Origin of the sequence: Pseudomonas sp. F9001 (genome assembly GCF_013385435.1) — a bacterium.
Classification (GTDB): Bacteria; Pseudomonadota; Gammaproteobacteria; order Pseudomonadales; family Pseudomonadaceae; genus Aquipseudomonas.
The window spans coordinates 1-22573 of the sequence record NZ_JACAPX010000001.1 but is presented as its reverse complement, the minus strand read 5'-3'; the positions used below and the strand labels follow the sequence as shown (position 1 = coordinate 22573).

Sequence of the window (22573 nt, the reverse complement as noted above, 5' to 3'; positions counted from 1 at the left end):
ATTCTCGTTAACATTAAGATCCGTCGCACTTAAGCCTTAAACCGCGATGGTTCTCCCTTATGTATGTCTGCCTTTGCACTGGCGTCACCGACGGACAAATCCGCGAAGCAATCTACGAAGGTTGCTGCAGCTACAAGGAAGTACGTGAAACCACCGGCGTTGCCAGCCAATGCGGCAAATGCGCCTGCCTCGCCAAGCAAGTGGTACGGGAAACCCTGACGCAGCTGCAAACTGCCCAGGCTGCGATCCCCTACTCAGCAGAATTTACACACGCTTAATCAGCGTGTTTTAAAGAACCGGACTTAGTGTCCGGTTTTTTTATGCCCGAAATTCAAACAGTTAGCGCCAAGACGCGGAACACAAACATTCTTATTCCGATTAATTTTCATTTATTATTCAATAACTTAGGTTTGACAGTAGTAAATGCGCAGCTCAAACTCCGCCTTATATACAGCTAATACAGGGCAGGACCCCAATCATGAAAGGCGACATCACAGTCATCCAGCAACTCAACAAAATCCTTGCCAATGAACTGGTCGCGATCAATCAGTACTTCCTGCATGCGCGCATGTATGACGATTGGGGCCTGGAAAAGCTGGGCAAGCGTGAATACAAAGAATCCATCAAGGCCATGAAGGACGCTGACGCGCTGATCAAGCGCATCCTGTTCCTGGAAGGCCTGCCGAACGTGCAGGACCTGGGCAAGCTGAACATCGGCGAGCACACCCAGGAAATGATCAACTGCGACCTGAACTTCGAGCGCAAGAGCCACACCGACCTGAAGGCCGCCATTGCCCATTGCGAATCCAAGGGCGACTTCGGCAGCCGTGAACTGCTGGAAGATATCCTTGAAGACCAGGAAGAACACATCGACTGGCTGGAAACCCAAATCGGCTTGATCGACAAAGTGACTATCGAGAATTACCTGCAATCGCAGATGGGTGAATAACCCTTCAATTCCCGGCCACTAAAAAGCCCCGCTCTCTTTCGAGAAGCGGGGCTTTTTATTGCCGCGGCCTAAAACAAATCAGGCTTCGGTCTTCGCAGCTGCTTTGGCCGCTGCGTCTTTGATCAGTGCCTGCAACGAACCATCAGCCGCCATTTCGGTGATGATGTCGCTACCGCCGACCAGCTCACCGGCAACCCACAGCTGCGGGAAGGTTGGCCAGTTGGCGTACTTCGGCAGGTTGGCGCGGATTTCCGGGTTCTGCAGGATATCCACGTAGGCGAACTTCTCGCCACATTGCATGATTGCCTGGGAAGCCTTTGCGGAGAAGCCACACTGGGGAGCGTTAGGGGCGCCCTTCATGTAAAGCAGAATAGTGTTGTTGGCAATCTGCTCTTTGATCGTTTCGATGATATCCATGGAACACCTCGGCTGGAACTTTCCGACTCATGGGTCGGCACGGTGGCGCATTGTAACGCAAACCCCAGCGTGACGCTCGGACTCCCCGACAGACAATCCTTACGCCGCCGCCACCTGCACCGGCACGCCGTTCAACGCTGCGTTGCCCGACAGCTCATCCAGTTGCCGCTCATCCGTCAGGTCATTCGCGCTCGCCCCCGGCTGCCCGCTGGCGATGGTCATCTGCACGCCAGGGCGGCCGTGGCCCCAACCGTGAGGCAGGCTGACCACGCCGGGCATCATGTCGAGACTGGCCAACACTTCCACCTCGATCATGCCGATCCGCGAGCTGACCCGTACCCGCTGCCCGTCAGTCAACTGGCGATGGGCAAGGTCATCCGGATGCATCAGCAGTTGATGGCGAGGCTTGCCCTTCACCAGCCGGTGGTAGTTATGCATCCAGGAGTTGTTGCTGCGCACATGCCGGCGGCCGATCAGCAGCAACTCATTCACCTCGGGCACCGGCTGCGCGGCAAAGCGCGCCAGGTCGGCGAGGATTACCGACGGTGCAGCCTGCAGATGGCCATTGGCGGTTTTCAGGCGGCCTGCGAGGTTGGGTTTCAGCGGCCCGAGGTCCAGGCCATGAGGGTGATCGGCCAGCGCGGCAATGGACAACCTGTCGCCATAAGGCCCGGCCCGCAGCCCGAAGTCGATCATCTGCGCAGGCGGCATCGTCGGTTTGAGTGTATTACCCGTCTTCTCGGCAAACGCCCGGGCCAGGCCGACGAAGATTTCCCAATCATGCAACGCACCCTCGGGCTTCGGCAGGATGGCGCGATTGAAACGGGTGACGTTGCGCACCGCGAACATATTGAAGGTGGTGTCGTAGTGATCGTTTTCCAGGGCCGAGGTGGACGGCAGGATCAGGTCGGCGTAACGCGTGGTCTCGTTGATATACAGGTCGATGCTGACCATGAACTCCAGGCCATCCAGCGCCTGTTCCAACTGCCGGCCGTTAGGCGTGGAGAGCACCGGATTGCCCGCCACCGTCACCAGCGCACGGATTTGCCCTTCACCCTCGGTGAGCATTTCTTCGGCCAGTGCCGACACCGGCAGTTCGCCCCCGTACTCCGGTCGCCCGGAAACCCGGCTTTGCCAGCGATTGAAATGCCCACCGGAGGTGGAAGCTACCAGGTCGACTGCCGGCGTGGTGCACAAGGCCCCGCCGACTCGATCCAGATTACCGGTCACCAGGTTGATCAACTGCACCAGCCAATGGCACAGCGTGCCAAACGCCTGGGTCGATACGCCCATGCGGCCATAGCACACCGCCGCATCGGCCGCGGCGAAGTCCCGGGCCAACTGGCGGATCTGCTCGGCGGGTACCGCACATTGACGGCTCATGGCCTCGGCGGTGAATCCGGCCACGGCGTGGCGCACGTCATCCAGGCCGTCCACCGGCAGGTGACTGTCACGGGTCAGGTTCTCGGCAAACAGTGTATTGAGCAATCCGAACAATAACGCCGCATCGCCGCCCGGGCGCACGAACAGATGCTGGTCGGCCATCGCCGCCGTCTCGCTGCGGCGCGGATCAACCACCACGACTTTACCGCCGCGAGCCTGGATGGCCTTCAGGCGTTTCTCCACATCCGGCACGGTCATGATGCTACCGTTGGACGCCAGCGGGTTGCCGCCGAGGATCAGCATGAAATCGGTATGGTCGATGTCCGGGATCGGCAGCAACAGGCCGTGGCCGTACATCAGGTGGCTGGTGAGGTGGTGAGGTAACTGGTCCACCGAGGTGGCGGAAAAACGATTGCGGGTCTTCAGCTGGCCAAGGAAGTAGTTGCTGTGGGTCATCAGGCCATAGTTGTGCACGCTCGGATTGCCCTGGTACACCGCCACAGCATTCTGCCCGTGACGCGTCTGAATCGCGGCCAGGCGCTCGGCTACAAGTACAAAGGCGTCTTCCCACGGGATCGGCTGCCATTCGCTGCCCACCCGCAACATGGGCTGGTGCAGGCGGTCCGGGTCATTCTGGATGTCTTGCAGGGCCACGGCCTTGGGGCAGATATGGCCACGGCTGAACGTATCCAGGGGGTCGCCCTTGATCGAGGTGATCGCCAGGCTTGCGTCTTCGCCCTGGGTAGTTTCCAGTGTGAGGCCGCAGATGGCTTCGCACAGATGGCAGGCACGGTGGTGGAGAGTCTTGGTCATGGCCAGTCTCTTTTATTGTGGGCTAGGCACTTCGGACGAAAACTATGGCCCGCCGGGGGCAGCAGCGCCAGCAACGTTCGTCGTGTGAATCCAGGGGCATCAGGCCAGGCCATGAGGAAACATCAGGAAATGTTTCAGAAGCTTCCGGCAGCCCGCTGAAACCGACGCAGCCCGGCCTCAGCCCGCCCTCACGCATTGCAATGTGGCGCAGCGCCAGTGTACAAATGACCCGCTGCTGTCAGGAAACAGGCTTCAAAAGCGCCCTCCCCGCGTCCTTGAACTCCCCTAAAAACTGTAGCCCTATTGGTAAGACGCGACATTTAATTATAAGATCGCGCCTTCCCCTATTTCGTCGCCCCGTGCGGCTTTCGCCGCAGGTCTCGCCCGTTTTCAAAATAAACCAGGCTTTGAGTATCTGCGGTCTGTTGCAAAAAGGTAGTTAATGATGAGCGCAAGGCACTTTCTCTCCCTGATGGATTGCACGCCCGAAGAGCTGGTCAGCGTGCTCCGTCGAGGCATTGAGCTTAAAGACCTGCGTAACCGCGGCGTACTGTTCGAGCCTTTGAAAAACCGCGTGCTCGGGATGATTTTCGAGAAGTCGTCCACCCGCACCCGCGTGTCTTTCGAAGCCGGCATGATTCAGCTCGGCGGCCAGGCTATCTTCCTGTCACCTCGCGATACCCAACTGGGCCGTGGCGAGCCGATCAGCGATTGCGCGATCGTGATGTCGAGCATGCTGGATGCGGTGATGATCCGTACCTTCGCCCACAGCACCCTGACCGAATTTGCCGCCAACTCCCGAGTGCCCGTGATCAACGGCCTGTCCGATGACCTGCACCCCTGCCAGTTGCTGGCCGACATGCAAACCTTCCTCGAACAGCGCGGCTCGATCCAGGGCAAGACCGTGGCCTGGATCGGCGACGGCAACAACATGTGCAACAGCTATATAGAAGCGGCGATTCAGTTCGACTTCAAATTGCGCGTTGCCTGCCCTGAAGGCTACGAGCCGGATGCACGTTTCCTGGCCCAGGCCGGCGACCGCGTGACCATCGTCCGCGACCCGCGTGAGGCGGTCATCGGCGCACACCTGGTGAGCACCGACGTGTGGACCTCCATGGGCCAAGAGGAGGAAACCGCCAAGCGCCTCAAGCTCTTCGCCCCGTTCCAGGTCACCCGCGCCCTGCTCGACCTGGCCGCGCCGGACGTGCTGTTCATGCACTGCCTGCCCGCCCACCGTGGCGAAGAAATCAGTCTCGACCTGCTGGACGATCAACGTTCAGTAGCCTGGGCCCAGGCGGAAAACCGCCTGCACGCACAAAAAGCCCTGCTCGAGTTTCTGGTTGCGCCGGCGTACCGTCCTGCATGAGCCAGCCACTACTGCTGAACCTGCGCAATCTGGCATGCGGCTATCAAGACCAACGGGTGGTGCAGAACCTCAATCTGCACCTCAACGCCGGCGACATCGGTTGCCTGCTGGGCTCCTCGGGCTGCGGCAAGACCACCACCCTGCGAGCGATTGCCGGGTTTGAGCCGGTGCATGAAGGCGAGATCAGCCTGGCAGGCGAAGTCATTTCCAGCGCCGGTTTCACACTGGCTCCGGAGAAACGTCGGATCGGCATGGTGTTCCAGGACTACGCGCTGTTTCCACACCTCAGCGTGGCCGACAACATCGCCTTCGGCATTCGCAAGCACCCGCAAAAAGAGCGTGTGGTCGCTGAATTGCTGGAACTGGTGAACCTGAAAAACCTCGGCAAGCGCTTCCCCCACGAACTCTCGGGCGGCCAGCAGCAACGCGTCGCCCTGGCTCGCGCCCTGGCGCCGGAACCGCAATTGTTGCTGCTGGACGAACCCTTCTCCAACCTCGACGGCGAACTGCGGCGCAAACTCAGCCACGAAGTACGCGATATCCTCAAGGCGCGGGGCACCAGTGCGATTCTGGTGACCCACGACCAGGAAGAAGCCTTCGCAGTGAGTGACCATGTCGGTGTGTTCAAGGAGGGTCGCCTGGAGCAGTGGGATACGCCCTACAACCTCTATCACGAACCGCTGACACCCTTTGTCGCCAGCTTCATTGGCCAGGGTTACTTCATTCGCGGGCAGTTGAACACGCCGGAATCGGTTACCACCGAACTGGGGGAGTTGCGCGGCAATCGTGCCTACACCTGGCCAACCGGCGGCGCGGTGGATGTGTTGCTGCGCCCGGACGACATCGTTTATGCACTGGACAGCGCCTTGAAGGCGCGGATTGTCGGCAAGACGTTCCTCGGCGCGTCGACCCTGTATCGCTTGCAGCTGCCGACAGGCGCTCAGCTGGAGTCGATCTTTCCCAGCCACGCCGATCACTTGGTCGGTGCCGACGTGGGCATTCGCGTGGCAGCCGAGCACCTGGTGTTGTTCCAGGCCTCAGGCAGCACCGCAGCACAAATCCCTCAGGTTGAGTCAGGCGTTCGTCGCTACAGCACCGCCTCCTGACGTCAACGCATCACGCCCGGCCAATTTCCGCGAACTTGGCCTGGGTGTGTTCGGCCAGCACTGTCGCTGCCAACTCCACCTCAAGCCCCCTTCTCCCCGCACTGATAAAAATTGTCGGAAACGACTGCGCCGTCACATCGATGAAGGTGCGCAGGCGTTTCTTCTGCCCCAGCGGGCTGATGCCGCCCAACAAGTAACCGGTGGCCCGTTGCGCCGCTGCCGGGTCTGCCATCTCGACCTTTTTTACCCCCGCCGCCTGCGCCAACGCCTTTAAATCCAAACTTCCGACGACCGGCACAACCGCCACCAGCAGCTCGGCTTTTTCACTGCTGGCCAGCAGGGTCTTGAACACCTGCGCCGGGTCCAGGCCCAATTTTTCCGCGGCCTCCAGACCATAGGACGCTGCCTTTGGGTCATGTTCGTAACTGTGAATTCGATGTTCGGCGCGAACTTTTTTCAACAGGTCCAATGCGGGCGTCATGTGGGCTCCAGGCTTGGCAAAAAGGTGAAAAAACAGACAGCCAATTCTAGGCCAACAACAAGCAAAAGGCTCTAGTCCGAAGCCCTCTGCCACGCCCTCACGCGCACCTTCCCTGCCGCTTCCCGCGCCCACGGCACGATCATTCATCACACCAATAATTACAAAATGACCGATCGTTCACTTTCGACCTTTGACAGCCGTCATTCTTGTCTATATTTTTTCGTTTACGAATACTGTAGGAATACACCTACGGATTCACAGCAGTAAGCCGCGAACAGGATGGGGATCCTCGCCACGGTGAAAATCGCCGATTGCCCGTTGCGGCAAAACGCCAGACAACAACAAAAATAGAGGTTTTCCATGACAACTGCTCTTCAACAGCCTTCACTTTCAAGTCAATGCATGGCCGAATTCCTGGGCACTGCGTTGCTGATCTTCTTCGGTACCGGATGTGTTGCTGCGCTCAAGGTCGCGGGTGCCAGCTTTGGGTTGTGGGAAATCAGTATCATCTGGGGGATCGGCGTCAGCATGGCGATCTACCTGAGCGCCGGTATTTCCGGGGCTCACCTCAATCCGGCGGTCAGTATCGCCCTGTGCATCTTTGCCGATTTCGACAAGCGCAAACTGCCGTTCTACATCATCGCCCAGGTCGCCGGGGCCTTCTGTTCGGCCGCGTTGGTTTACACGCTCTACAGCAACCTGTTTTTCGATTACGAACAAACCCACCACATGATTCGCGGCACCCAGGCCAGCCTGGAACTGGCGTCGGTGTTCTCCACCTACCCGCATCCGCTGCTGGGCACGGCCCAGGCGTTCCTGGTGGAAATGGTCATCACCGCGATCCTGATGGGCGTGATCATGGCCCTGACCGATGACAACAACGGCCTGCCCCGCGGCCCGTTGGCGCCGCTGCTGATTGGTTTGCTGATTGCCGTGATCGGCAGTGCCATGGGCCCGCTGACCGGCTTTGCGATGAACCCGGCCCGTGACTTCGGCCCCAAGCTGATGACCTTTTTCGCCGGTTGGGGTGAAATGGCTTTCACTGGCGGGCGCGACATTCCTTACTTCCTGATTCCGATCTTTGCGCCGATTGTCGGCGCCTGCCTCGGTGCTGCCGCCTATCGCGGGCTGATTGCCCGTCACCTGCCCAGCGCCGCACCTGCTACAACTGATGCAACCGAAGCGGCTGCCACCGCCAAAACCCGTACTTCCTGATGCGATAGCCTGGGCCGTACTGCCCTTTTGCGGCCCAGGCTGTTTACTGACTTCCCTATTCTCCGTCCAAGGCAATCGACATGACCGACATTCAGAATAAGAACTACATCATTGCCCTCGATCAGGGCACCACCAGTTCCCGGGCGATCATCTTCGATCGTGACGCCAACGTGGTCTGCACCGCCCAGCGTGAATTCACCCAGCATTACCCGCAAGCCGGCTGGGTCGAACATGACCCGATGGAGATTTTCGCTACCCAGAGCGCGGTGATGGTCGAGGCCCTGGCACAAGCCGGCCTGCACCATGACCAGGTCGCGGCCATCGGTATCACCAACCAGCGTGAAACCACCGTGGTCTGGGACAAAATCACCGGCCGCCCGATCTACAACGCGATCGTCTGGCAATGCCGCCGCAGCACCGAGATCTGCCAGCAGCTCAAGCGCGACGGCCACGAACAATACATCAACGACACCACCGGCCTGGTCACCGATCCGTACTTCTCCGGCACCAAGCTCAAGTGGATCCTCGACAACGTCGAAGGCAGTCGCGAACGTGCGCGTAACGGCGAGCTGCTGTTCGGCACCATCGACAGCTGGCTGATCTGGAAATTTACCGGCGGCAAGACCCACGTCACCGACTACACCAACGCCTCGCGCACCATGCTCTTCAACATCCACACGCTGGAGTGGGATGCCAAGATGCTGGAGATTCTCGACGTGCCGCGCGAAATGCTGCCGGAAGTGAAGTCTTCCTCGGAAATCTATGGTCGCACCAAAAGCGGTATCGCCATCGGCGGTATCGCCGGTGACCAGCAGGCGGCGCTGTTTGGCCAAATGTGCGTAGAACCGGGCCAGGCGAAAAACACCTACGGCACCGGCTGCTTCCTGCTGATGAACACCGGCGACAAGGCGGTGAAATCCAAGCACGGCATGCTCACCACCATCGCCTGCGGCCCGCGTGGTGAAGTGGCCTACGCCCTGGAAGGCGCCGTGTTCAACGGCGGTTCCACCGTGCAATGGCTGCGTGATGAGTTGAAGATCATCGCCGATGCCACCGACACCGAATACTTCGCCGGCAAGGTCAAGGACAGCAACGGCGTGTACCTGGTGCCAGCCTTCACCGGCCTGGGCGCTCCGTACTGGGACCCGTATGCCCGTGGTGCGCTGTTCGGACTGACCCGTGGCGTACGCGTGGATCACATTATTCGTGCAGCCCTGGAGTCGATTGCCTACCAGACCCGCGACGTACTCGATGCCATGCAGCAGGATTCCGGCGAACGCCTCAAATCCCTGCGGGTAGACGGTGGCGCGGTCGCCAACAACTTCCTGATGCAGTTCCAGGCCGACATCCTCGGTACCCAGGTTGAACGCCCACAAATGCGTGAAACCACCGCGTTGGGCGCCGCCTACCTGGCCGGCCTGGCGTGCGGTTTCTGGGGCAGCCTGGACGAACTGCGTGGCAAGGCGGTAATCGAGCGTCAATTCGAACCGCAGCTGGAAGAAGCGGCGAAGGAAAAACTCTACGCCGGCTGGCAGAAAGCAGTCAGCCGCACCCGCGACTGGGAACCCCACGAAGGCGCTGAATAAGCCAAGCGCCGGACGCGCATAGGGTTGTAACTGGCAGGGAGCAGATTCCTGCGTCATCATGGGCCACTTTTTACGGCAGCCCAAAGGACGCACCATGAATCTGCCTCCCCGCCAGCAACAAATCCTCGAACTGGTTCGCGAACGCGGCTATGTGAGTATCGAGGAAATGGCGCAGCTCTTCGTTGTCACCCCGCAAACCATCCGCCGCGATATCAATCAACTGGCGGAAGCCAATCTGTTGCGCCGCTACCATGGCGGCGCAGCCTATGATTCCAGCGTTGAAAACACCGCGTACGCCATGCGTGCCGACCAGATGCGCGACGAAAAACAGCGCATCGGCGAAGCCATCGCCGCGCAAATCCCCGATCACGCCTCGCTGTTTATCAACATCGGTACCACCACCGAATCGATCGCGCGTGCGCTGCTTAACCACAGCCACCTGAAAATCATCACCAATAACCTCAACGTCGCCATGATGCTGAGTGCCAAAGACGACTTCGACGTACTCCTGACCGGCGGCAACGTGCGCCGGGATGGCGGTGTGGTAGGCCAGGCCAGCGTCGATTTCATCAACCAGTTCAAGGTCGATTTCGCTCTGGTGGGCATCAGCGGTATCGATGAAGACGGCAGCCTTCTGGACTTCGATTATCAGGAAGTACGGGTTTCCCAGGCGATCATTGCCAATGCGCGCAAGGTGATCCTGGCGGCGGACTCCAGCAAATTCGGGCGCAACGCCATGATTCGCCTGGGACCGATCAGTTTGATTGATTGTTTAGTCACCGATCAGCAGCCGGTCCCGGCACTGGTGCAGTTGCTGAATCAGCACAAGATTCGGCTGGAAGTGGTGTAAGCCTATACAGGGGGTGTCCTGCCCCCTGATGTTCACAAATTTTCCTTTCTTCGCCCTTCGATCAGTATTTTCAATCGAAGCGGGCTGGCTGTACCTGCGTTTATAAGCTACCATTTTCGCAAATGAACATTTATGTTCGAATTCCAATACGAAAAAGATTGCGAGGCCAGCCGATGAACCCTTCTACCTTGCCTGCCCCACCGCTTGCCGAAGTCTATGACGTCGCCGTTATCGGTGGCGGGATCAATGGCGTCGGGATTGCAGCAGACGCAGCCGGTCGCGGTTTGTCGGTATTCCTTTGCGAAAAGGACGACCTGGCCAGCCACACTTCCTCCGCGAGCAGCAAGCTGATCCACGGTGGCCTGCGTTACCTGGAGCATTACGAATTCCGCCTGGTGCGCGAAGCCCTGGCTGAACGTGAGGTGCTGTTGGCCAAGGCCCCGCACATCGTCAAGCAGATGCGCTTTGTATTGCCCCACCGCCCGCACCTGCGTCCGGCATGGATGATTCGCGCCGGCCTGTTCCTGTATGACCATCTGGGCAAGCGGGAAAAACTCGAAGGCTCCAAGAGCCTCAAGTTCGGCCCCGACAGCCCGCTGAAAAGCGAAATCACCAAAGGCTTCGAATACTCCGATTGCTGGGTCGACGACGCCCGCCTTGTAGTACTCAACGCCATGGCTGCGCGGGAAAAGGGTGCGCACATCCACACCCAGACCCGTTGCGTCAGCGCACACCGCAGCAAAGGCCTGTGGGAAATGAACATGGAACGTGCCGACGGCAGCCTGTTCTCGATCCGCGCCCGAGCGCTGGTGAACGCCGCCGGCCCGTGGGTGGCCAAGTTCATCAAGGATGACTTGAAGCTGGATTCGCCCTACGGCATCCGTCTGATCCAGGGCAGCCACCTGATCGTACCGAAGCTGTATGAAGGCGCCCACGCGCACATCCTGCAGAACGAAGACCAGCGTATCGTCTTCACCATTCCGTACCTGAATCACCTGACCATCATCGGCACCACCGACCGCGAATACACCGGCGACCCGGCGAAAGTGGCGATTACCGAAGGTGAAACCGACTACATGCTCAACGTGGTCAACGCGCACTTCAAGAAGCAGCTGAGCCGCGATGACATCGTGCACACCTATTCCGGCGTGCGCCCGCTGTGCAACGACGAGTCCGACAACCCGTCGGCGGTGACCCGCGACTACACCCTGGCGCTGTCCGGCACCTCGGGCGAGGCGCCGTTGCTGTCGGTGTTCGGCGGCAAGCTGACCACCTACCGCAAGCTGGCCGAATCGGCGATGGCACAACTGGCGCCTTACTTCACGCAGATGCGCCCAAGCTGGACGGCTACAGCCACCCTGCCCGGCGGCGAAAACATGAGCACGCCAGAAGCCCTGGCCGATGCAATCCGTAGCAAATACGACTGGGTGCCGAGCGAGATTGCCCGTCGCTGGTCCACCACTTACGGCAGCCGCACCTGGCGCCTGCTGGAAGGCGTGCAATCGCTGGCGGACATGGGTGACCACCTCGGTGGCGGCCTGTACACCCGCGAAGTCGATTACCTGTGCGCTGAAGAATGGGCCACTCAGCCCCAGGACATCCTGTGGCGCCGCAGCAAGCTGGGCCTGTTCACCACGCCGCAGGAGCAGGAGAACGTGCAGCGTTACCTGTCCAAGGTTGAGCACAACCGCGGCAAGATCGAAGCGGCCTGATCAGCCCGACGTAAAAAAGCCCCTGCACCGAAAGGTCCAGGGGCTTTTTCATGCCTGCAGATGACGCTGATAGCGCAGGCCCATTTCACGAATCCCGCTGAAGGCAGAGCCCAGCAACACGGGATAAGCCGCCTGCAAAAAGCCTGGCGTGGCCGTCGCGAGAGCCCGCTCCAACCATAGGCAGGCCTGCACTTCGTCGCCGTCGTGAGCCAGCTCCGCAGCATGGTTGTATTGCCCGCGGAAATCCCCGGCCTCGGCTGAGCGCTGATACCACTGGCGCGCCAGTTGAACATCCTTGGGCACCACCACGCCTTCATGGTGGAACCGACCCAACAGGTTCATCGACTTGGCGTGCCCCTTGGCCGCAGCCTGGCGGAAGAGTTCATATGCCGCGACAAGGTCACGCTCCACACCACGGCCACGCGTCAGCAACTGGCCGTAGTTATACAAACCCCAATCCAGCCCCAGATCGGCGGCCTTGCGGTAATGCCGCGCACTGTCTTCCAAGTCGACCTCGCAGCCCCAGCCATTCTCCAGGCAGCGCCCGATCATGTTGATCGCCATGGGGTGACGCTGCCGCGCAGCGATGCGAAACCAGCTCAACCCCAGCGCCTCATCCTTCTGCACGCCACGACCGTCGAGCAGCAGCTGGGCCAGGGTCGCCTGTGCGTCGGCATCTCCCAGCTGTGCCGCATGCATCACCCAGCGCACATAGGCACGCGGGTTATCACCGATATCCGAGGGCTCGCTGCCTGGCTGTGCGCTCTGCATTCCTGCCCCGAGTAGCGATCAAGGACCGCAAAAAGTTTCATGATTTATTTGGTTACAAAGTATTACATTTGAGATCGCTTATCAATTACGATCGCATCTCACTAACACCAACAAGAGATTACTCAATGGCTACCGGCATCAGTTCTGCCCCCCTCTCATCGCGGCATTTGCTCGCGTCGGCAGTGGGCCTGGCAGTGGCTGCGCAAGGAGGATTCAGTTACGCGGCGGAGCCCGCACCAGAAGACAACACAGGGGTCATCCAACTCGGCGCGACCAGCATCGAAGGCCAGGCCCCAAGCCAGAGCGTCTACAACCCTGTGGCTCCTTCTTCCCCCAAGTACACCGAGCCATTGCGCGACACGCCGCAGACCATCACGGTGGTGCCCAAGGAAGTCATTCATGACCAGAACCTGCTGACCCTGCGCGACGTGCTCAGCACCGTGCCGGGGATCACCTTCGGGGCCGGCGAAGGCGGCAGCGGGTATGGCGACAGCATCAACCTGCGCGGCTTCTCCGCCAGCGGCGACATCTACGTAGACGGCGTGCGTGACAGCGCGCAGTACAGCCGCACCGACCCGTTCAACCTGGAGCAGGTCGAAGTCGTCAGCGGCGCAAGTTCGGTGTATTCCGGCTCCGGCGCGGTCGGTGGCACCATCAACCTGGTGAGCAAACAGCCGGAATTACGCGACAAAACCACCATCAGTGCGGGCATCGGCACCGATAACTACAAGCGCACCACCCTGGACACCAACCAGACGCTGAACGACACCACCGCGTTCCGCCTGAACCTGATGGCCCATGGTAACGACGTGCCTGGCCGCGATTATGAAGATTACGAACGCTGGGGCATCGCGCCCTCCATCGCGTTTGGCCTGGGCACGCCGACACGTGTCACCGTCAGTTATGAGCACCAGAAAGACGACAACACACCGCAATACGGTATCCCGATCTACAACGGCAAGCCCATGCCGGGCGTGGGTTGGAGTGACTACTACGGCTACCACAACATCAATGACCAGCAAATCACCTCGGACTCGTTCAGCCTGAAGCTCGAACACGACTTCAACGACGCCGTGTCCGTGCGCAACTTCACCCGCGTCGAGCGGGTGCGCCAGGACCTGCGCGCCTCAGGCCCCGAAGGTGCATTGACCGGCTGTCTGGCCAGCGGCACCCAGATCACCGGCGCCCCTTGCGCCGCAGGCCTGCAGCCGGGCTACTTCCAGCCAAGCGGCGGCTCACTGGGTAACGAGCGCAACACCCAGAACAAGATGTTCACCAACCAGACCGACGTCACCAGCCACTTCAGCACCGGGTTCATCGACCACACGCTGGTGACCGGCATCGCCATCAGCCGCGAGGAATACGAGGCGGATACCGGTAAATGGCTGACCAACGCCAACGGCAGCACCATCGTCCCACCACCGGTCAGCTACAGCGACCCGAACTCCGAATGGTCCGGCCCCGTCAACTTCACCCGGGCCGCCCACATTGACGGCGCGCTGAACAACCGCGCCGCCTATGCCTTCGACACGCTCAAGCTCAACCCACAGTGGGAAATCAACGGCGGCCTGCGTTACGAGCACAACGCCGGCAGCTCGGTGACCAATGCCTATTCCAGCACTGGCGTGGAAACGCCCGGCACTCGCTACGGCCAGGCGGATGACCTGACCTCCTACCGCCTGGCGCTGGTCTACAAACCGGTGGAAAACGGCAGCTTCTATATCGCCTACGGCAACAGCAAGACGCCGTCCCAGGCCAGCGTCAATGGGGGTTGCTACACCCCGGCCAAAAGCTCAAGCATCGCCACCAACAACTGCGATGTTTCCCCGGAAACCGCCGTCAGCTATGAGATCGGCACCAAGTGGGACCTGCTCGACAATGCCCTCTCGCTGACGGGCGCGATCTTCCGCAATGACCGCACCAACTATAAAGTCGCCGACAATGACCCGAGCAACCTGAGCGGCACCCAGACCCTCGACGGCAAGGCACGTGCAGACGGTGTGGCGCTGGGCCTGAGCGGCCAACTTACTGACCGCTGGAAAGTCTTCGCCAACTACACCTACCTGAACACTCGTGTGCTGCGCAGCGCCAGCGATTACACCCTGGCGACCACCGGCATCGACGTGCAGAAAGGCGAGCCGCTGACCTTCACCCCCAAACATGCAGCCAGCATCTGGACGGTGTACGACCTGCCCTACGACTTCCAGGTGGGCTACGGCATCACGGCGCAAACCAAGCAGTACCTGGTCAGCGCGGCCAACTCGCCGACTTCGCCCGGCTATGCGGTGCAGCGTGCGATGCTCGGTTACAAGGTCAACAAACAGTTGAACCTGCAGTTGAACGTCAACAACCTGTTCGACAAGGAGTACCTCACCCGTATCCGCAACAACGGTTGGGCAGTGCCCGGCGATGGCCGCGCGGCAGTGGTGTCGGCCGACTACACGTTCTGACAGAGCCACACCCAAAAGCTCCGGGAGCCACACTCCCGGGGCTTTTTCATGGGCGATACAGGCCCACGCCGCCATTCGGTTTTCCGAACGCCATAGCTCAACCTATTCGGTTTGCCGGACCAAAACAGGAGAAAAAACCTGTAACACAAAGTTAATATCTATATAAATCATATGGTTAACCTTTTATTTCTGGTCTGGCACGACTCATGCTCTACACTCGTAGGCGATTGCCTGAGGCGCCTCAGGAGCCGTCACAGGCTTTCGCAGTACTGTTTATATAAAAACGTGGCCGTCCCAACCGGTCTCATAAAAAAAACAAATGTCGAGGAAGTATTGATGCGCATCGTTCCCCATATCCTGGGCGCAGCTATCGCTGCTGCTCTGATCAGCACTCCAGTTTTCGCCGCCGAACTCACCGGCACACTGAAGAAAATCAACGACTCCGGCACGATCACTCTCGCTCACCGCGACAGCTCCATTCCGTTTTCCTATATCGCGGATGGTTCGGGCAAACCCGTGGGCTACTCCCACGACATTCAGCTGGCTATCGTTGAAGCCCTGAAAAAAGACCTGAACAAACCCGACCTGAAGACCAAGTACAACCTGGTCACCTCGCAAACCCGTATCCCGCTGATCCAGAACGGCACCGCGGATATCGAGTGCGGCTCCACCACCAACAACGCCGAACGCGCCCAGCAGGTTGACTTCACCGTCAATATCTTCGAAATCGGCACCCGCCTGCTGGTCAAGAAAGACAAGGAAGGCAAGCCGTCCTACAGCGATTTCGCCGACCTGAAAGGCAAGAACGTCGTGACCACCGCCGGCACCACGTCCGAGCGCATCATCAAGGCGATGAACGCCGACAAGCAGATGGGCATGAACGTCATCTCCGCCAAGGACCACGGCGAATCCTTCCAGATGCTGGAAAGCGGCCGCGCCGTTGCCTTCATGATGGACGACGCCCTGCTGGCCGGTGAAGAAGCCAAGGCCAAGAAGCCGGACGACTGGGTCATCACCGGTACTCCACAGTCCTTCGAAGCCTACGCCTGCATGGTTCGCAAAGACGACCCAGCCTTCAAGAAGGCCGTGGATGATGCGATCGTCGGCCTGTACAAGTCCGGCGAGATCAACAAGATCTACAGCAAGTGGTTCGAGAGCCCGATTCCACCAAAAGGCCTGAACCTCAACTTCCCGATGAGCGACAAGGTCAAGGATCTGATCGCCAACCCAAGCGACAAGCCAGCGCCTGACGTAAAAATCTGATACCTGACTAAGCTTATGTCCTGAGGGAGCCAACCCTCCCTCAGGCGTCTGTTGCTACCTGCTGGCTTTAATTTTGGAACACTCGACCTGGCGGTTTTCGAGCCGATCGCGTGTGCCTGGCGTTCACCGTCGGGCGGGAAAGGATCTTCCCCAAGCGGGTGCTTGTACATCGATCGATCTCGAGGGGAGACCCTAATGAATTACAACTGGGACTGGGGCGTGTTCTTCAAGTCCACCGGCGTGGGCAGCGAGACTTATCTCGACTGGTACATCGCCGGCTTGGGCTGGACCATTGCCATCGCCGTCGTGGCATGGATCATCGCCTTGCTGCTGGGGTCCATTCTGGGCGTCATGCGCACCGTGCCAAACCGCATCGTATCGGGCATCGCGACCTGCTACGTGGAACTGTTTCGCAACGTACCGCTGCTGGTTCAGCTGTTCATCTGGTATTTCCTGATACCCGACCTGCTGCCGCAGAACCTGCAGGACTGGTACAAACAAGACCTCAACCCGACCACCTCGGCCTACCTGAGCGTTGTCGTGTGCCTGGGCCTGTTCACCGCTGCCCGGGTGTGCGAACAAGTGCGTACCGGCATCCAGGCGCTGCCACGGGGCCAGGAATCCGCTGCGCGCGCCATGGGCTTCAAGCTGCCGCAGATCTACTGGAACGTGCTGCTGCCCCAGGCCTACCGGATCATCATTCCGCCGCTTACCTCGGAATTCCTCAACGTCTTCAAGAACTCCTCCGTGGCGTCCCTGATCGGCTTGATGGAACTGCTGGCGCAAACCAAACAGACCGCCGAGTTCTCGGCCAACCTGTTCGAGGCCTTCACCCTGGCCACGCTGATCTATTTCACCCTGAACATGAGCCTGATGCTGCTGATGCGCGTGATCGAGAAGAAAGTCGCCGTGCCCGGCCTGATCTCCGTGGGGGGTAAATAATGGAATTCGATTTCAGTGGCATCATCCCCGCCATCCCGGGCCTGTGGAACGGCATGGTCATGACCTTGCAGTTGATGGTCATGGGCGTGGTCGGCGGTATCATCCTGGGTACGATCCTCGCGCTGATGCGCCTGTCGTCCAGCAAACTGCTGTCGCGCCTGGCCGGCGCCTACGTGAACTACTTCCGCTCGATCCCGCTGCTGCTGGTGATCACCTGGTTCTACCTGGCGGTGCCGTTCGTGCTGCGCTGGATCACCGGCGAAGACACCCCGATCGGCGCGTTCACCTCCTGCGTCGTGGCCTTCATGATGTTCGAGGCGGCGTACTTCTGTGAAATCGTGCGGGCCGGCGTGCAGTCGATCCCCAAGGGCCAGATGGCCGCGGCGCAAGCGATGGGCATGACCTACGGCCAGACCATGCGCCTGATCATCCTGCCCCAGGCGTTCCGCAAGATGACCCCGTTGCTGCTGCAACAGTCGATCATCCTGTTCCAGGACACCTCGCTGGTCTACACCGTGGGCCTGGTGGACTTCCTCAACTCCGCCCGCTCCAACGGCGACATCATCGGCCGCTCCAATGAGTTCCTGATCTTCGCCGGTGTCGTCTACTTCATCATCAGCTTTTCCGCCTCGCTGCTGGTCAAGCGTCTGCAAAAAAGGTTTGCCGTATGATCTCTATCAAGAATATCAACAAGTGGTATGGCGACTTCCAGGTGCTGACCGATTGCAGCACCGAGGTTAAAAAAGGCGAAGTGATCGTGGTGTGCGGGCCGTCCGGCTCGGGCAAATCGACCCTGATCAAGTGCGTCAACGCCCTGGAACCGTTCCAGAAAGGCGACGTGGTGGTCGATGGCACCTCCATTGCCGACCCGAAGACCAACCTGCCGAAACTGCGCTCGCGCGTCGGCATGGTGTTCCAGCACTTCGAGCTGTTTCCGCACCTGACCATCACCGAAAACCTGACCATCGCGCAGATCAAGGTGTTGGGCCGCAGCAAGGAAGAAGCCACCAAGAAGGGCCTGCAACTGCTGGAGCGCGTCGGCCTGTCGGCTCACGCCCACAAGCACCCGGGCCAGCTTTCCGGCGGCCAGCAACAGCGTGTGGCGATTGCCCGTGCGCTGGCGATGGACCCGATCGTCATGCTGTTCGACGAACCGACCTCGGCCCTCGACCCGGAAATGGTCAACGAAGTGCTCGACGTGATGGTGCAACTGGCCCAGGAAGGCATGACCATGATGTGCGTGACCCACGAAATGGGTTTCGCCCGCAAGGTAGCCGACCGGGTGATCTTCATGGACGCCGGCAAGATCATCGAAGACTGCCCGAAAGAGGAATTCTTCGGCGACATCAGCGCCCGCTCCGAGCGTGCGCAGCACTTCCTCGAGAAAATCCTGCAGCACTAAAAGCACCACTGCTCCCCAGTGAAAACCGGGCTTGTGTGGGAGCTGGCTTGTGTGGGAGCCGGGCTTGCCCGCGATGCAGGCGCCTCGATGTGTCAGCTACACCGAGGTGATGCAATCGCAGGCAAGCCAGCTCCCACACAAGCCTGCTCCCACACGTGACCGCGCAAGCTGGCAGCTCTGGTTGACCCAAGGCATCTGTGATGAAATGCGACCCCAACCTCTTTCGCGCCGCGCCGCCATCACTTGCCGTGAAGCCTCGTCTGATTCGCCAATTGTTCCTGCCGCCGCTGATCATCGCCCTGATGATCGGACTGGGTTACGTCGGCTTCTGGATCAGCGAGTTCTATGGGATCCGCACCCTCAGCGATACCGGCGAACGCCAGCTGGAACTGCACGCCCGCACCGTCGAGAGCGAACTTAGCAAATACACCTACCTGCCCAGTCTCCTGGAGCTGGAATCCAGCGTCTCCAGGCTGTTGGCCGACCCGAATCAAGAAACCCGCAAAACCGTCAACGACTACCTCGAAGGCCTGAACCGGCGCAGTCGCAGCCGGGCGATCTACGTGATGGACACCACCGGCCGTGTGCTGGCGACCAGCAACTGGCGCGATGCCGACAGTTACCAGGGTGAAGACCTGTCCTTCCGTGCCTATTTCCAGAATGCCGTGCGCGGCCAGCCCGGCCGGTTCTACGGCATCGGCAGCACCAACGGCGAACCCGGCTATTACCTGGCCCATGGCCTGGAAGAGCACGGCAAGATCATCGGCGTCGCCGTGGTCAAGGTACGCCTGGAAGCGCTGGAAGAGCGCTGGCAGCGGGCGCGCCTGGAGGCCTTCGTCAGTGACGAGAACGGCATCATCATTCTCTCCAGCGACCCGGCCCGTCGCCTCAAGTCCGTGCGGCCATTGAGCGATGACACCAAGGACCGCCTCGCCCACAGCCTGCAATACTACTGGGCGACGCTCAACGAGCTGGAACCACTGGCCCGCGAACGCCTCAACGAAGGCACCGAGAAATTGACCTTCCCGGCCAACAGCGAAGTGGTGGCCGACGAGCATGAGGTCAGCTACCTGGCCCAGACCCGCCCACTGAACGACACCCCCTGGAATTTCACCCTGCTCACCCCGCTGAACGACCTGCGCCGGGCCGCCATCAACCAGGGCATCCTGGTGGCCGTAGCCTTTGCGCTGGTGGCATTCCTGCTGATTGCCTGGAACGAGCGCCGCAAGGTGATTGCCACCCGGCTCGCCGCCCGGGAAGCCCTGCAGGAAGCCAATAACCAGCTGGAGCGACGGATTGCCGAACGCACCACCGACCTGCGGGCCAGCAACGAGCGGCTCAAGAGCCAGATTCGCGAGCGGCGCCAGGCCGAGGAAACCTTGCGCCGGGCCCAGGACGAGCTGGTGCAGGCCGGCAAACTCGCGGCCATCGGCCAGATGTCCACCAGCATCGCCCATGAATTGAACCAGCCACTGGCCGCCCTGCGTACCCTGTCGGGCAACACCGTGCGCTTCCTTGAGCGTGGGGCGCTGGACACCGCCAGTGCCAACCTCAAGACCATCAACGAACTGATCGACCGCATGGGTCGCATCACCGCCAGCCTGCGCTCCTTTGCCCGGCGTGGCGATGACCAGGGCGAAGCCAATCTGGGCAAGGCGGTGGACGCTACGTTCCAGATCCTCGGCAGTCGCCTGGAGACCCTGCCGCTGACGGTGCACCGCCACTTCAGCAGCGCGCAGTTGCAGATCGACCAGACACGCCTGGAGCAGATCCTGGTCAACCTGATCGGCAACGCCCTGGACGCGATGCAGGCGCAGCCGGCCCCCGAACTGTGGCTGGAAGGCGACATCGCCGACGGCAAATATCGCCTGCGGGTACGCGATAACGGCCACGGGATTGATCCCGAGACCCGCAAGCATTTGTTCGAACCGTTCTTTACCACCAAACCCGGCGAACAAGGCCTGGGCCTCGGCCTGACGCTGTCGGCCAGCCTCGCGGCGGCGACCGGCGGCAACCTCGCCGTCGAGCATCCGGCCAGCGGTGGTACTGCCTTTGTCCTGAGTTTGCCGCTGGCGAGCCCTCACCAAGTCGAGTCGAAATGAACGCAGAAAAAACCACCGACCTGACCGTCCTGATCGTCGAAGACGACCCCCATGTATTGCTCGGCTGCCAGCAAGCCCTGGCCCTGGAAGACATTCCCAGCGTGGGCGTGGGCAGTGCCGAAGAGGCCCTGACCCTCGTCGGTGAAAACTTCGCCGGCATCGTCATCAGCGATATTCGCCTGCCGGGGATCGACGGCCTGGAGTTGCTGACCCGGCTCAAGGCCCTGGATAAAAGCCTGCCGGTGGTGCTGATCACCGGCCACGGCGATATCTCCATGGCCGTGGGCGCGATGCGCAACGGCGCCTATGACTTCATGGAGAAACCCTTCTCTCCCGAGCGCCTGGTGGACGTAGCCCGCCGCGCCCTGGAACAACGCGGTTTGGCCCGGGAAGTCTGGTCGCTGCGCCGGCAACTGGCCGAGCGCGATTCGCTGGAAGGCCGGATCATCGGTCGCTCTCCGGCCATGCAGAACCTGCGGGAATTGATCGCCAACGTCGCCGACACCTCGGCCAACGTGTTGATCGAGGGCGAGACCGGCACCGGCAAGGAATTGGTCGCGCGCTGCCTGCACGATTTCAGCCGGCGCCACTCCCACCAGTTCGTCGCCTTGAACTGCGGCGGCCTGCCGGAGAACCTGTTCGAAAGCGAAATCTTCGGCCACGAAGCCAACGCGTTCACCGGTGCCGGCAAGCGCCGCATCGGCAAGATCGAACACGCCCACGAAGGCACGCTGTTCCTCGACGAAGTGGAAAGCATGCCGATGAACCTGCAGATCAAGCTGCTGCGGGTGTTGCAGGAACGCACCCTGGAACGCCTGGGTTCGAACCAGAGCGTGGCGGTGGATTGCCGGGTGATCGCCGCGACCAAGTCCGACCTCGACGACCTGAGCCGCGCCAACCAGTTTCGCAGCGACCTGTACTACCGCCTCAACGTGGTGACCCTGGAACTGCCGCCGCTGCGTGAACGCCGCGAAGACATCCTGCAGTTGTTCGAACACTTCCTGCAGCAGTCGTCGCTGCGTTTCGACCGCACCGCGCCGGACCTCGACAACCAGACCCTGTCCAGCCTGATGAGCCATGACTGGCCGGGCAACGTGCGTGAACTGCGCAACGTGGCCGAGCGGTTTGCCCTCGGCTTGCCGGCGTTCAAGAAAAGCGGCGCCAGCAGCGGCAACCATGGGCTGGCCTTTACCGAAGCGGTGGAGGCGTTCGAGCGCAACCTGCTCAACGATGCCTTGCAACGCAGCGGCGGCAACCTGACCCAGGCCAGCCAGGAACTGGGGATGGCCAAGACCACGTTGTTCGATAAGGTCAAGAAGTACGGGCTGAGCCACTAGGAGCGCATTGTGGATTTATTGTTGAAGGCGGCATTGGGTGCGGGGGTGGTGCTGATCCTGGCCGCACTGGCCAAGACCAAGAATTATTACATTGCAGGGTTGGTGCCGCTGTTTCCGACGTTCGCGCTGATCGCGCATTACATTGTCGGCAAGGGTCGTTCGGTGGAGGATTTGAAGACCACCATCGTGTTCGGGATGTGGTCGATCATTCCGTACTTTGTGTACCTGGCGACGTTGTATGTGATGGTTGACCGGATGCGTCTGGAGGCTTCGCTGGCGGTGGCGGCGGTGGCGTGGTTGATGGCGGCTACGATTTTGGTCAGCGTTTGGGTCCGGGTACACGCCTGACATACACCTATCAAAGATGCGGAGCCGGGTGGGTGTATATATCCGTTATTTAGGTAACGGCCGCTATTGGTTCCGCTCTT

The 22573-nt window shown here is 60.4% G+C and carries 20 protein-coding genes; 16 read left to right on the top strand and 4 right to left on the bottom strand.

Features of this window, described 5'->3' with window-relative positions; all coding sequences use genetic code 11:
* Nucleotides 1-59 precede the first annotated feature (59 nt).
* Nucleotides 60-278, top strand: coding sequence for a bacterioferritin-associated ferredoxin (locus HX818_RS00100; RefSeq protein WP_003208706.1), 219 nt, complete (start codon nt 60-62; stop codon nt 276-278).
* Between the two features lie 200 nt (nt 279-478).
* Complete coding sequence (gene bfr, locus HX818_RS00095) at nt 479-949, top strand: bacterioferritin (RefSeq protein WP_008433502.1); 471 nt, start codon at nt 479-481, stop codon at nt 947-949.
* Between the two features lie 78 nt (nt 950-1027).
* On the opposite strand, the gene grxD is transcribed toward bfr, so the two are convergent.
* Both grxD and HX818_RS00085 read right to left on the bottom strand, forming a co-directional pair.
* Nucleotides 1028-1366 (bottom strand): Grx4 family monothiol glutaredoxin, encoded by a 339-nt coding sequence (gene grxD, locus HX818_RS00090; protein WP_003208710.1) that lies wholly within the window; start codon nt 1364-1366, stop codon nt 1028-1030.
* Nucleotides 1367-1465: 99 nt separating this feature from the next.
* A complete protein-coding gene (locus HX818_RS00085) occupies nt 1466-3562 on the bottom strand; it encodes a molybdopterin oxidoreductase family protein (protein ID WP_177019253.1) in 2097 nt (698 codons plus the stop codon).
* Nucleotides 3563-4007: 445 nt separating this feature from the next.
* Here HX818_RS00085 and argF point away from each other — a divergent pair, with 445 nt between their 5' ends.
* Entirely contained in the window at nt 4008-4928 is a 921-nt protein-coding gene (gene argF, locus HX818_RS00080; RefSeq protein ID WP_003208712.1) for an ornithine carbamoyltransferase, read from the top strand.
* A complete protein-coding gene (locus tag HX818_RS00075; protein ID WP_177019252.1) occupies nt 4925-6034 on the top strand; it encodes an ABC transporter ATP-binding protein in 1110 nt (369 codons plus the stop codon). The genes argF and HX818_RS00075 overlap by 4 nt, the downstream gene beginning before the upstream one ends.
* Nucleotides 6035-6044: 10 nt before the next feature.
* Here HX818_RS00075 and ybaK read toward each other — a convergent pair whose 3' ends face one another.
* Nucleotides 6045-6515: a Cys-tRNA(Pro) deacylase gene (gene ybaK / locus HX818_RS00070; RefSeq protein WP_003208718.1), complete on the bottom strand. Its 471-nt coding sequence runs from the start codon at nt 6513-6515 to the stop codon at nt 6045-6047.
* Between the two features lie 360 nt (nt 6516-6875).
* Between ybaK and HX818_RS00065 the strand changes: the two genes are divergently transcribed.
* The 4 genes from HX818_RS00065 (at nt 6876) to glpD (ending at nt 11878) form a co-directional block, all read left to right on the top strand.
* Nucleotides 6876-7730 (top strand): MIP/aquaporin family protein, encoded by an 855-nt coding sequence (locus tag HX818_RS00065; protein WP_008433490.1) that lies wholly within the window; start codon nt 6876-6878, stop codon nt 7728-7730.
* Between the two features lie 80 nt (nt 7731-7810).
* Nucleotides 7811-9316, top strand: coding sequence for a glycerol kinase GlpK (glpK, locus tag HX818_RS00060; RefSeq protein ID WP_003208721.1), 1506 nt, complete (start codon nt 7811-7813; stop codon nt 9314-9316).
* Between the two features lie 94 nt (nt 9317-9410).
* On the top strand, nt 9411-10166 hold the full coding sequence (locus HX818_RS00055) for a DeoR/GlpR family transcriptional regulator (RefSeq protein ID WP_003208723.1): 756 nt from the start codon (nt 9411-9413) through the stop codon (nt 10164-10166).
* 173 nt (nt 10167-10339) lie between these two features.
* Nucleotides 10340-11878, top strand: a complete 1539-nt coding sequence (glpD, locus tag HX818_RS00050) for a glycerol-3-phosphate dehydrogenase (protein WP_008433488.1) — start codon at nt 10340-10342, stop codon at nt 11876-11878.
* Between the two features lie 48 nt (nt 11879-11926).
* On the opposite strand, the gene HX818_RS00045 is transcribed toward glpD, so the two are convergent.
* A complete protein-coding gene (locus HX818_RS00045) occupies nt 11927-12649 on the bottom strand; it encodes a tetratricopeptide repeat protein (protein WP_003208726.1) in 723 nt (240 codons plus the stop codon).
* A gap of 125 nt (nt 12650-12774) precedes the next feature.
* Between HX818_RS00045 and HX818_RS00040 the strand changes: the two genes are divergently transcribed.
* The 8 genes from HX818_RS00040 to HX818_RS00005 all read left to right on the top strand — a co-directional run bounded on the left by HX818_RS00040 (nt 12775) and on the right by HX818_RS00005 (nt 22493).
* Nucleotides 12775-15099 (top strand): TonB-dependent siderophore receptor, encoded by a 2325-nt coding sequence (locus HX818_RS00040; protein ID WP_177019251.1) that lies wholly within the window; start codon nt 12775-12777, stop codon nt 15097-15099.
* 336 nt (nt 15100-15435) lie between these two features.
* Complete coding sequence (locus HX818_RS00035) at nt 15436-16362, top strand: glutamate/aspartate ABC transporter substrate-binding protein (protein ID WP_008433481.1); 927 nt, start codon at nt 15436-15438, stop codon at nt 16360-16362.
* Nucleotides 16363-16557: 195 nt separating this feature from the next.
* Nucleotides 16558-17304, top strand: coding sequence for an amino acid ABC transporter permease (locus tag HX818_RS00030; protein ID WP_083359915.1), 747 nt, complete (start codon nt 16558-16560; stop codon nt 17302-17304).
* On the top strand, nt 17304-17975 hold the full coding sequence (locus HX818_RS00025; protein WP_043048812.1) for an ABC transporter permease subunit: 672 nt from the start codon (nt 17304-17306) through the stop codon (nt 17973-17975). Before HX818_RS00030 ends, HX818_RS00025 begins: the two co-directional genes overlap by 1 nt.
* Complete coding sequence (locus HX818_RS00020) at nt 17972-18706, top strand: amino acid ABC transporter ATP-binding protein (protein ID WP_003208734.1); 735 nt, start codon at nt 17972-17974, stop codon at nt 18704-18706. Before HX818_RS00025 ends, HX818_RS00020 begins: the two co-directional genes overlap by 4 nt.
* Nucleotides 18707-18906: 200 nt before the next feature.
* Nucleotides 18907-20808 (top strand): sensor histidine kinase, encoded by a 1902-nt coding sequence (locus HX818_RS00015; RefSeq protein ID WP_177019250.1) that lies wholly within the window; start codon nt 18907-18909, stop codon nt 20806-20808.
* Nucleotides 20805-22145 (top strand): sigma-54 dependent transcriptional regulator, encoded by a 1341-nt coding sequence (locus tag HX818_RS00010; protein WP_003208736.1) that lies wholly within the window; start codon nt 20805-20807, stop codon nt 22143-22145. Before HX818_RS00015 ends, HX818_RS00010 begins: the two co-directional genes overlap by 4 nt.
* An 18-nt stretch (nt 22146-22163) precedes the next feature.
* Entirely contained in the window at nt 22164-22493 is a 330-nt protein-coding gene (locus tag HX818_RS00005) for a GlpM family protein (protein WP_172834602.1), read from the top strand.
* The last annotated feature ends 80 nt before the right edge of the window (nt 22494-22573 follow it).

What these genes read in the sequence shown, in the direction of transcription:
- HX818_RS00100 (WP_003208706.1), top strand. Translation starts at nt 60, where the DNA reads ATGTATGTCTGCCTTTGCACTGGCGTCACCGACGGACAAATCCGCGAA.
- bfr (WP_008433502.1), top strand. Translation starts at nt 479, where the DNA reads ATGAAAGGCGACATCACAGTCATCCAGCAACTCAACAAAATCCTTGCC.
- grxD (WP_003208710.1), bottom strand. Translation starts at nt 1,366, where the DNA reads ATGGATATCATCGAAACGATCAAAGAGCAGATTGCCAACAACACTATT.
- HX818_RS00085 (WP_177019253.1), bottom strand. Translation starts at nt 3,562, where the DNA reads ATGACCAAGACTCTCCACCACCGTGCCTGCCATCTGTGCGAAGCCATC.
- argF (WP_003208712.1), top strand. Translation starts at nt 4,008, where the DNA reads ATGAGCGCAAGGCACTTTCTCTCCCTGATGGATTGCACGCCCGAAGAG.
- HX818_RS00075 (WP_177019252.1), top strand. Translation starts at nt 4,925, where the DNA reads ATGAGCCAGCCACTACTGCTGAACCTGCGCAATCTGGCATGCGGCTAT.
- ybaK (WP_003208718.1), bottom strand. Translation starts at nt 6,515, where the DNA reads ATGACGCCCGCATTGGACCTGTTGAAAAAAGTTCGCGCCGAACATCGA.
- HX818_RS00065 (WP_008433490.1), top strand. Translation starts at nt 6,876, where the DNA reads ATGACAACTGCTCTTCAACAGCCTTCACTTTCAAGTCAATGCATGGCC.
- glpK (WP_003208721.1), top strand. Translation starts at nt 7,811, where the DNA reads ATGACCGACATTCAGAATAAGAACTACATCATTGCCCTCGATCAGGGC.
- HX818_RS00055 (WP_003208723.1), top strand. Translation starts at nt 9,411, where the DNA reads ATGAATCTGCCTCCCCGCCAGCAACAAATCCTCGAACTGGTTCGCGAA.
- glpD (WP_008433488.1), top strand. Translation starts at nt 10,340, where the DNA reads ATGAACCCTTCTACCTTGCCTGCCCCACCGCTTGCCGAAGTCTATGAC.
- HX818_RS00045 (WP_003208726.1), bottom strand. Translation starts at nt 12,649, where the DNA reads ATGCAGAGCGCACAGCCAGGCAGCGAGCCCTCGGATATCGGTGATAAC.
- HX818_RS00040 (WP_177019251.1), top strand. Translation starts at nt 12,775, where the DNA reads ATGGCTACCGGCATCAGTTCTGCCCCCCTCTCATCGCGGCATTTGCTC.
- HX818_RS00035 (WP_008433481.1), top strand. Translation starts at nt 15,436, where the DNA reads ATGCGCATCGTTCCCCATATCCTGGGCGCAGCTATCGCTGCTGCTCTG.
- HX818_RS00030 (WP_083359915.1), top strand. Translation starts at nt 16,558, where the DNA reads ATGAATTACAACTGGGACTGGGGCGTGTTCTTCAAGTCCACCGGCGTG.
- HX818_RS00025 (WP_043048812.1), top strand. Translation starts at nt 17,304, where the DNA reads ATGGAATTCGATTTCAGTGGCATCATCCCCGCCATCCCGGGCCTGTGG.
- HX818_RS00020 (WP_003208734.1), top strand. Translation starts at nt 17,972, where the DNA reads ATGATCTCTATCAAGAATATCAACAAGTGGTATGGCGACTTCCAGGTG.
- HX818_RS00015 (WP_177019250.1), top strand. Translation starts at nt 18,907, where the DNA reads ATGAAATGCGACCCCAACCTCTTTCGCGCCGCGCCGCCATCACTTGCC.
- HX818_RS00010 (WP_003208736.1), top strand. Translation starts at nt 20,805, where the DNA reads ATGAACGCAGAAAAAACCACCGACCTGACCGTCCTGATCGTCGAAGAC.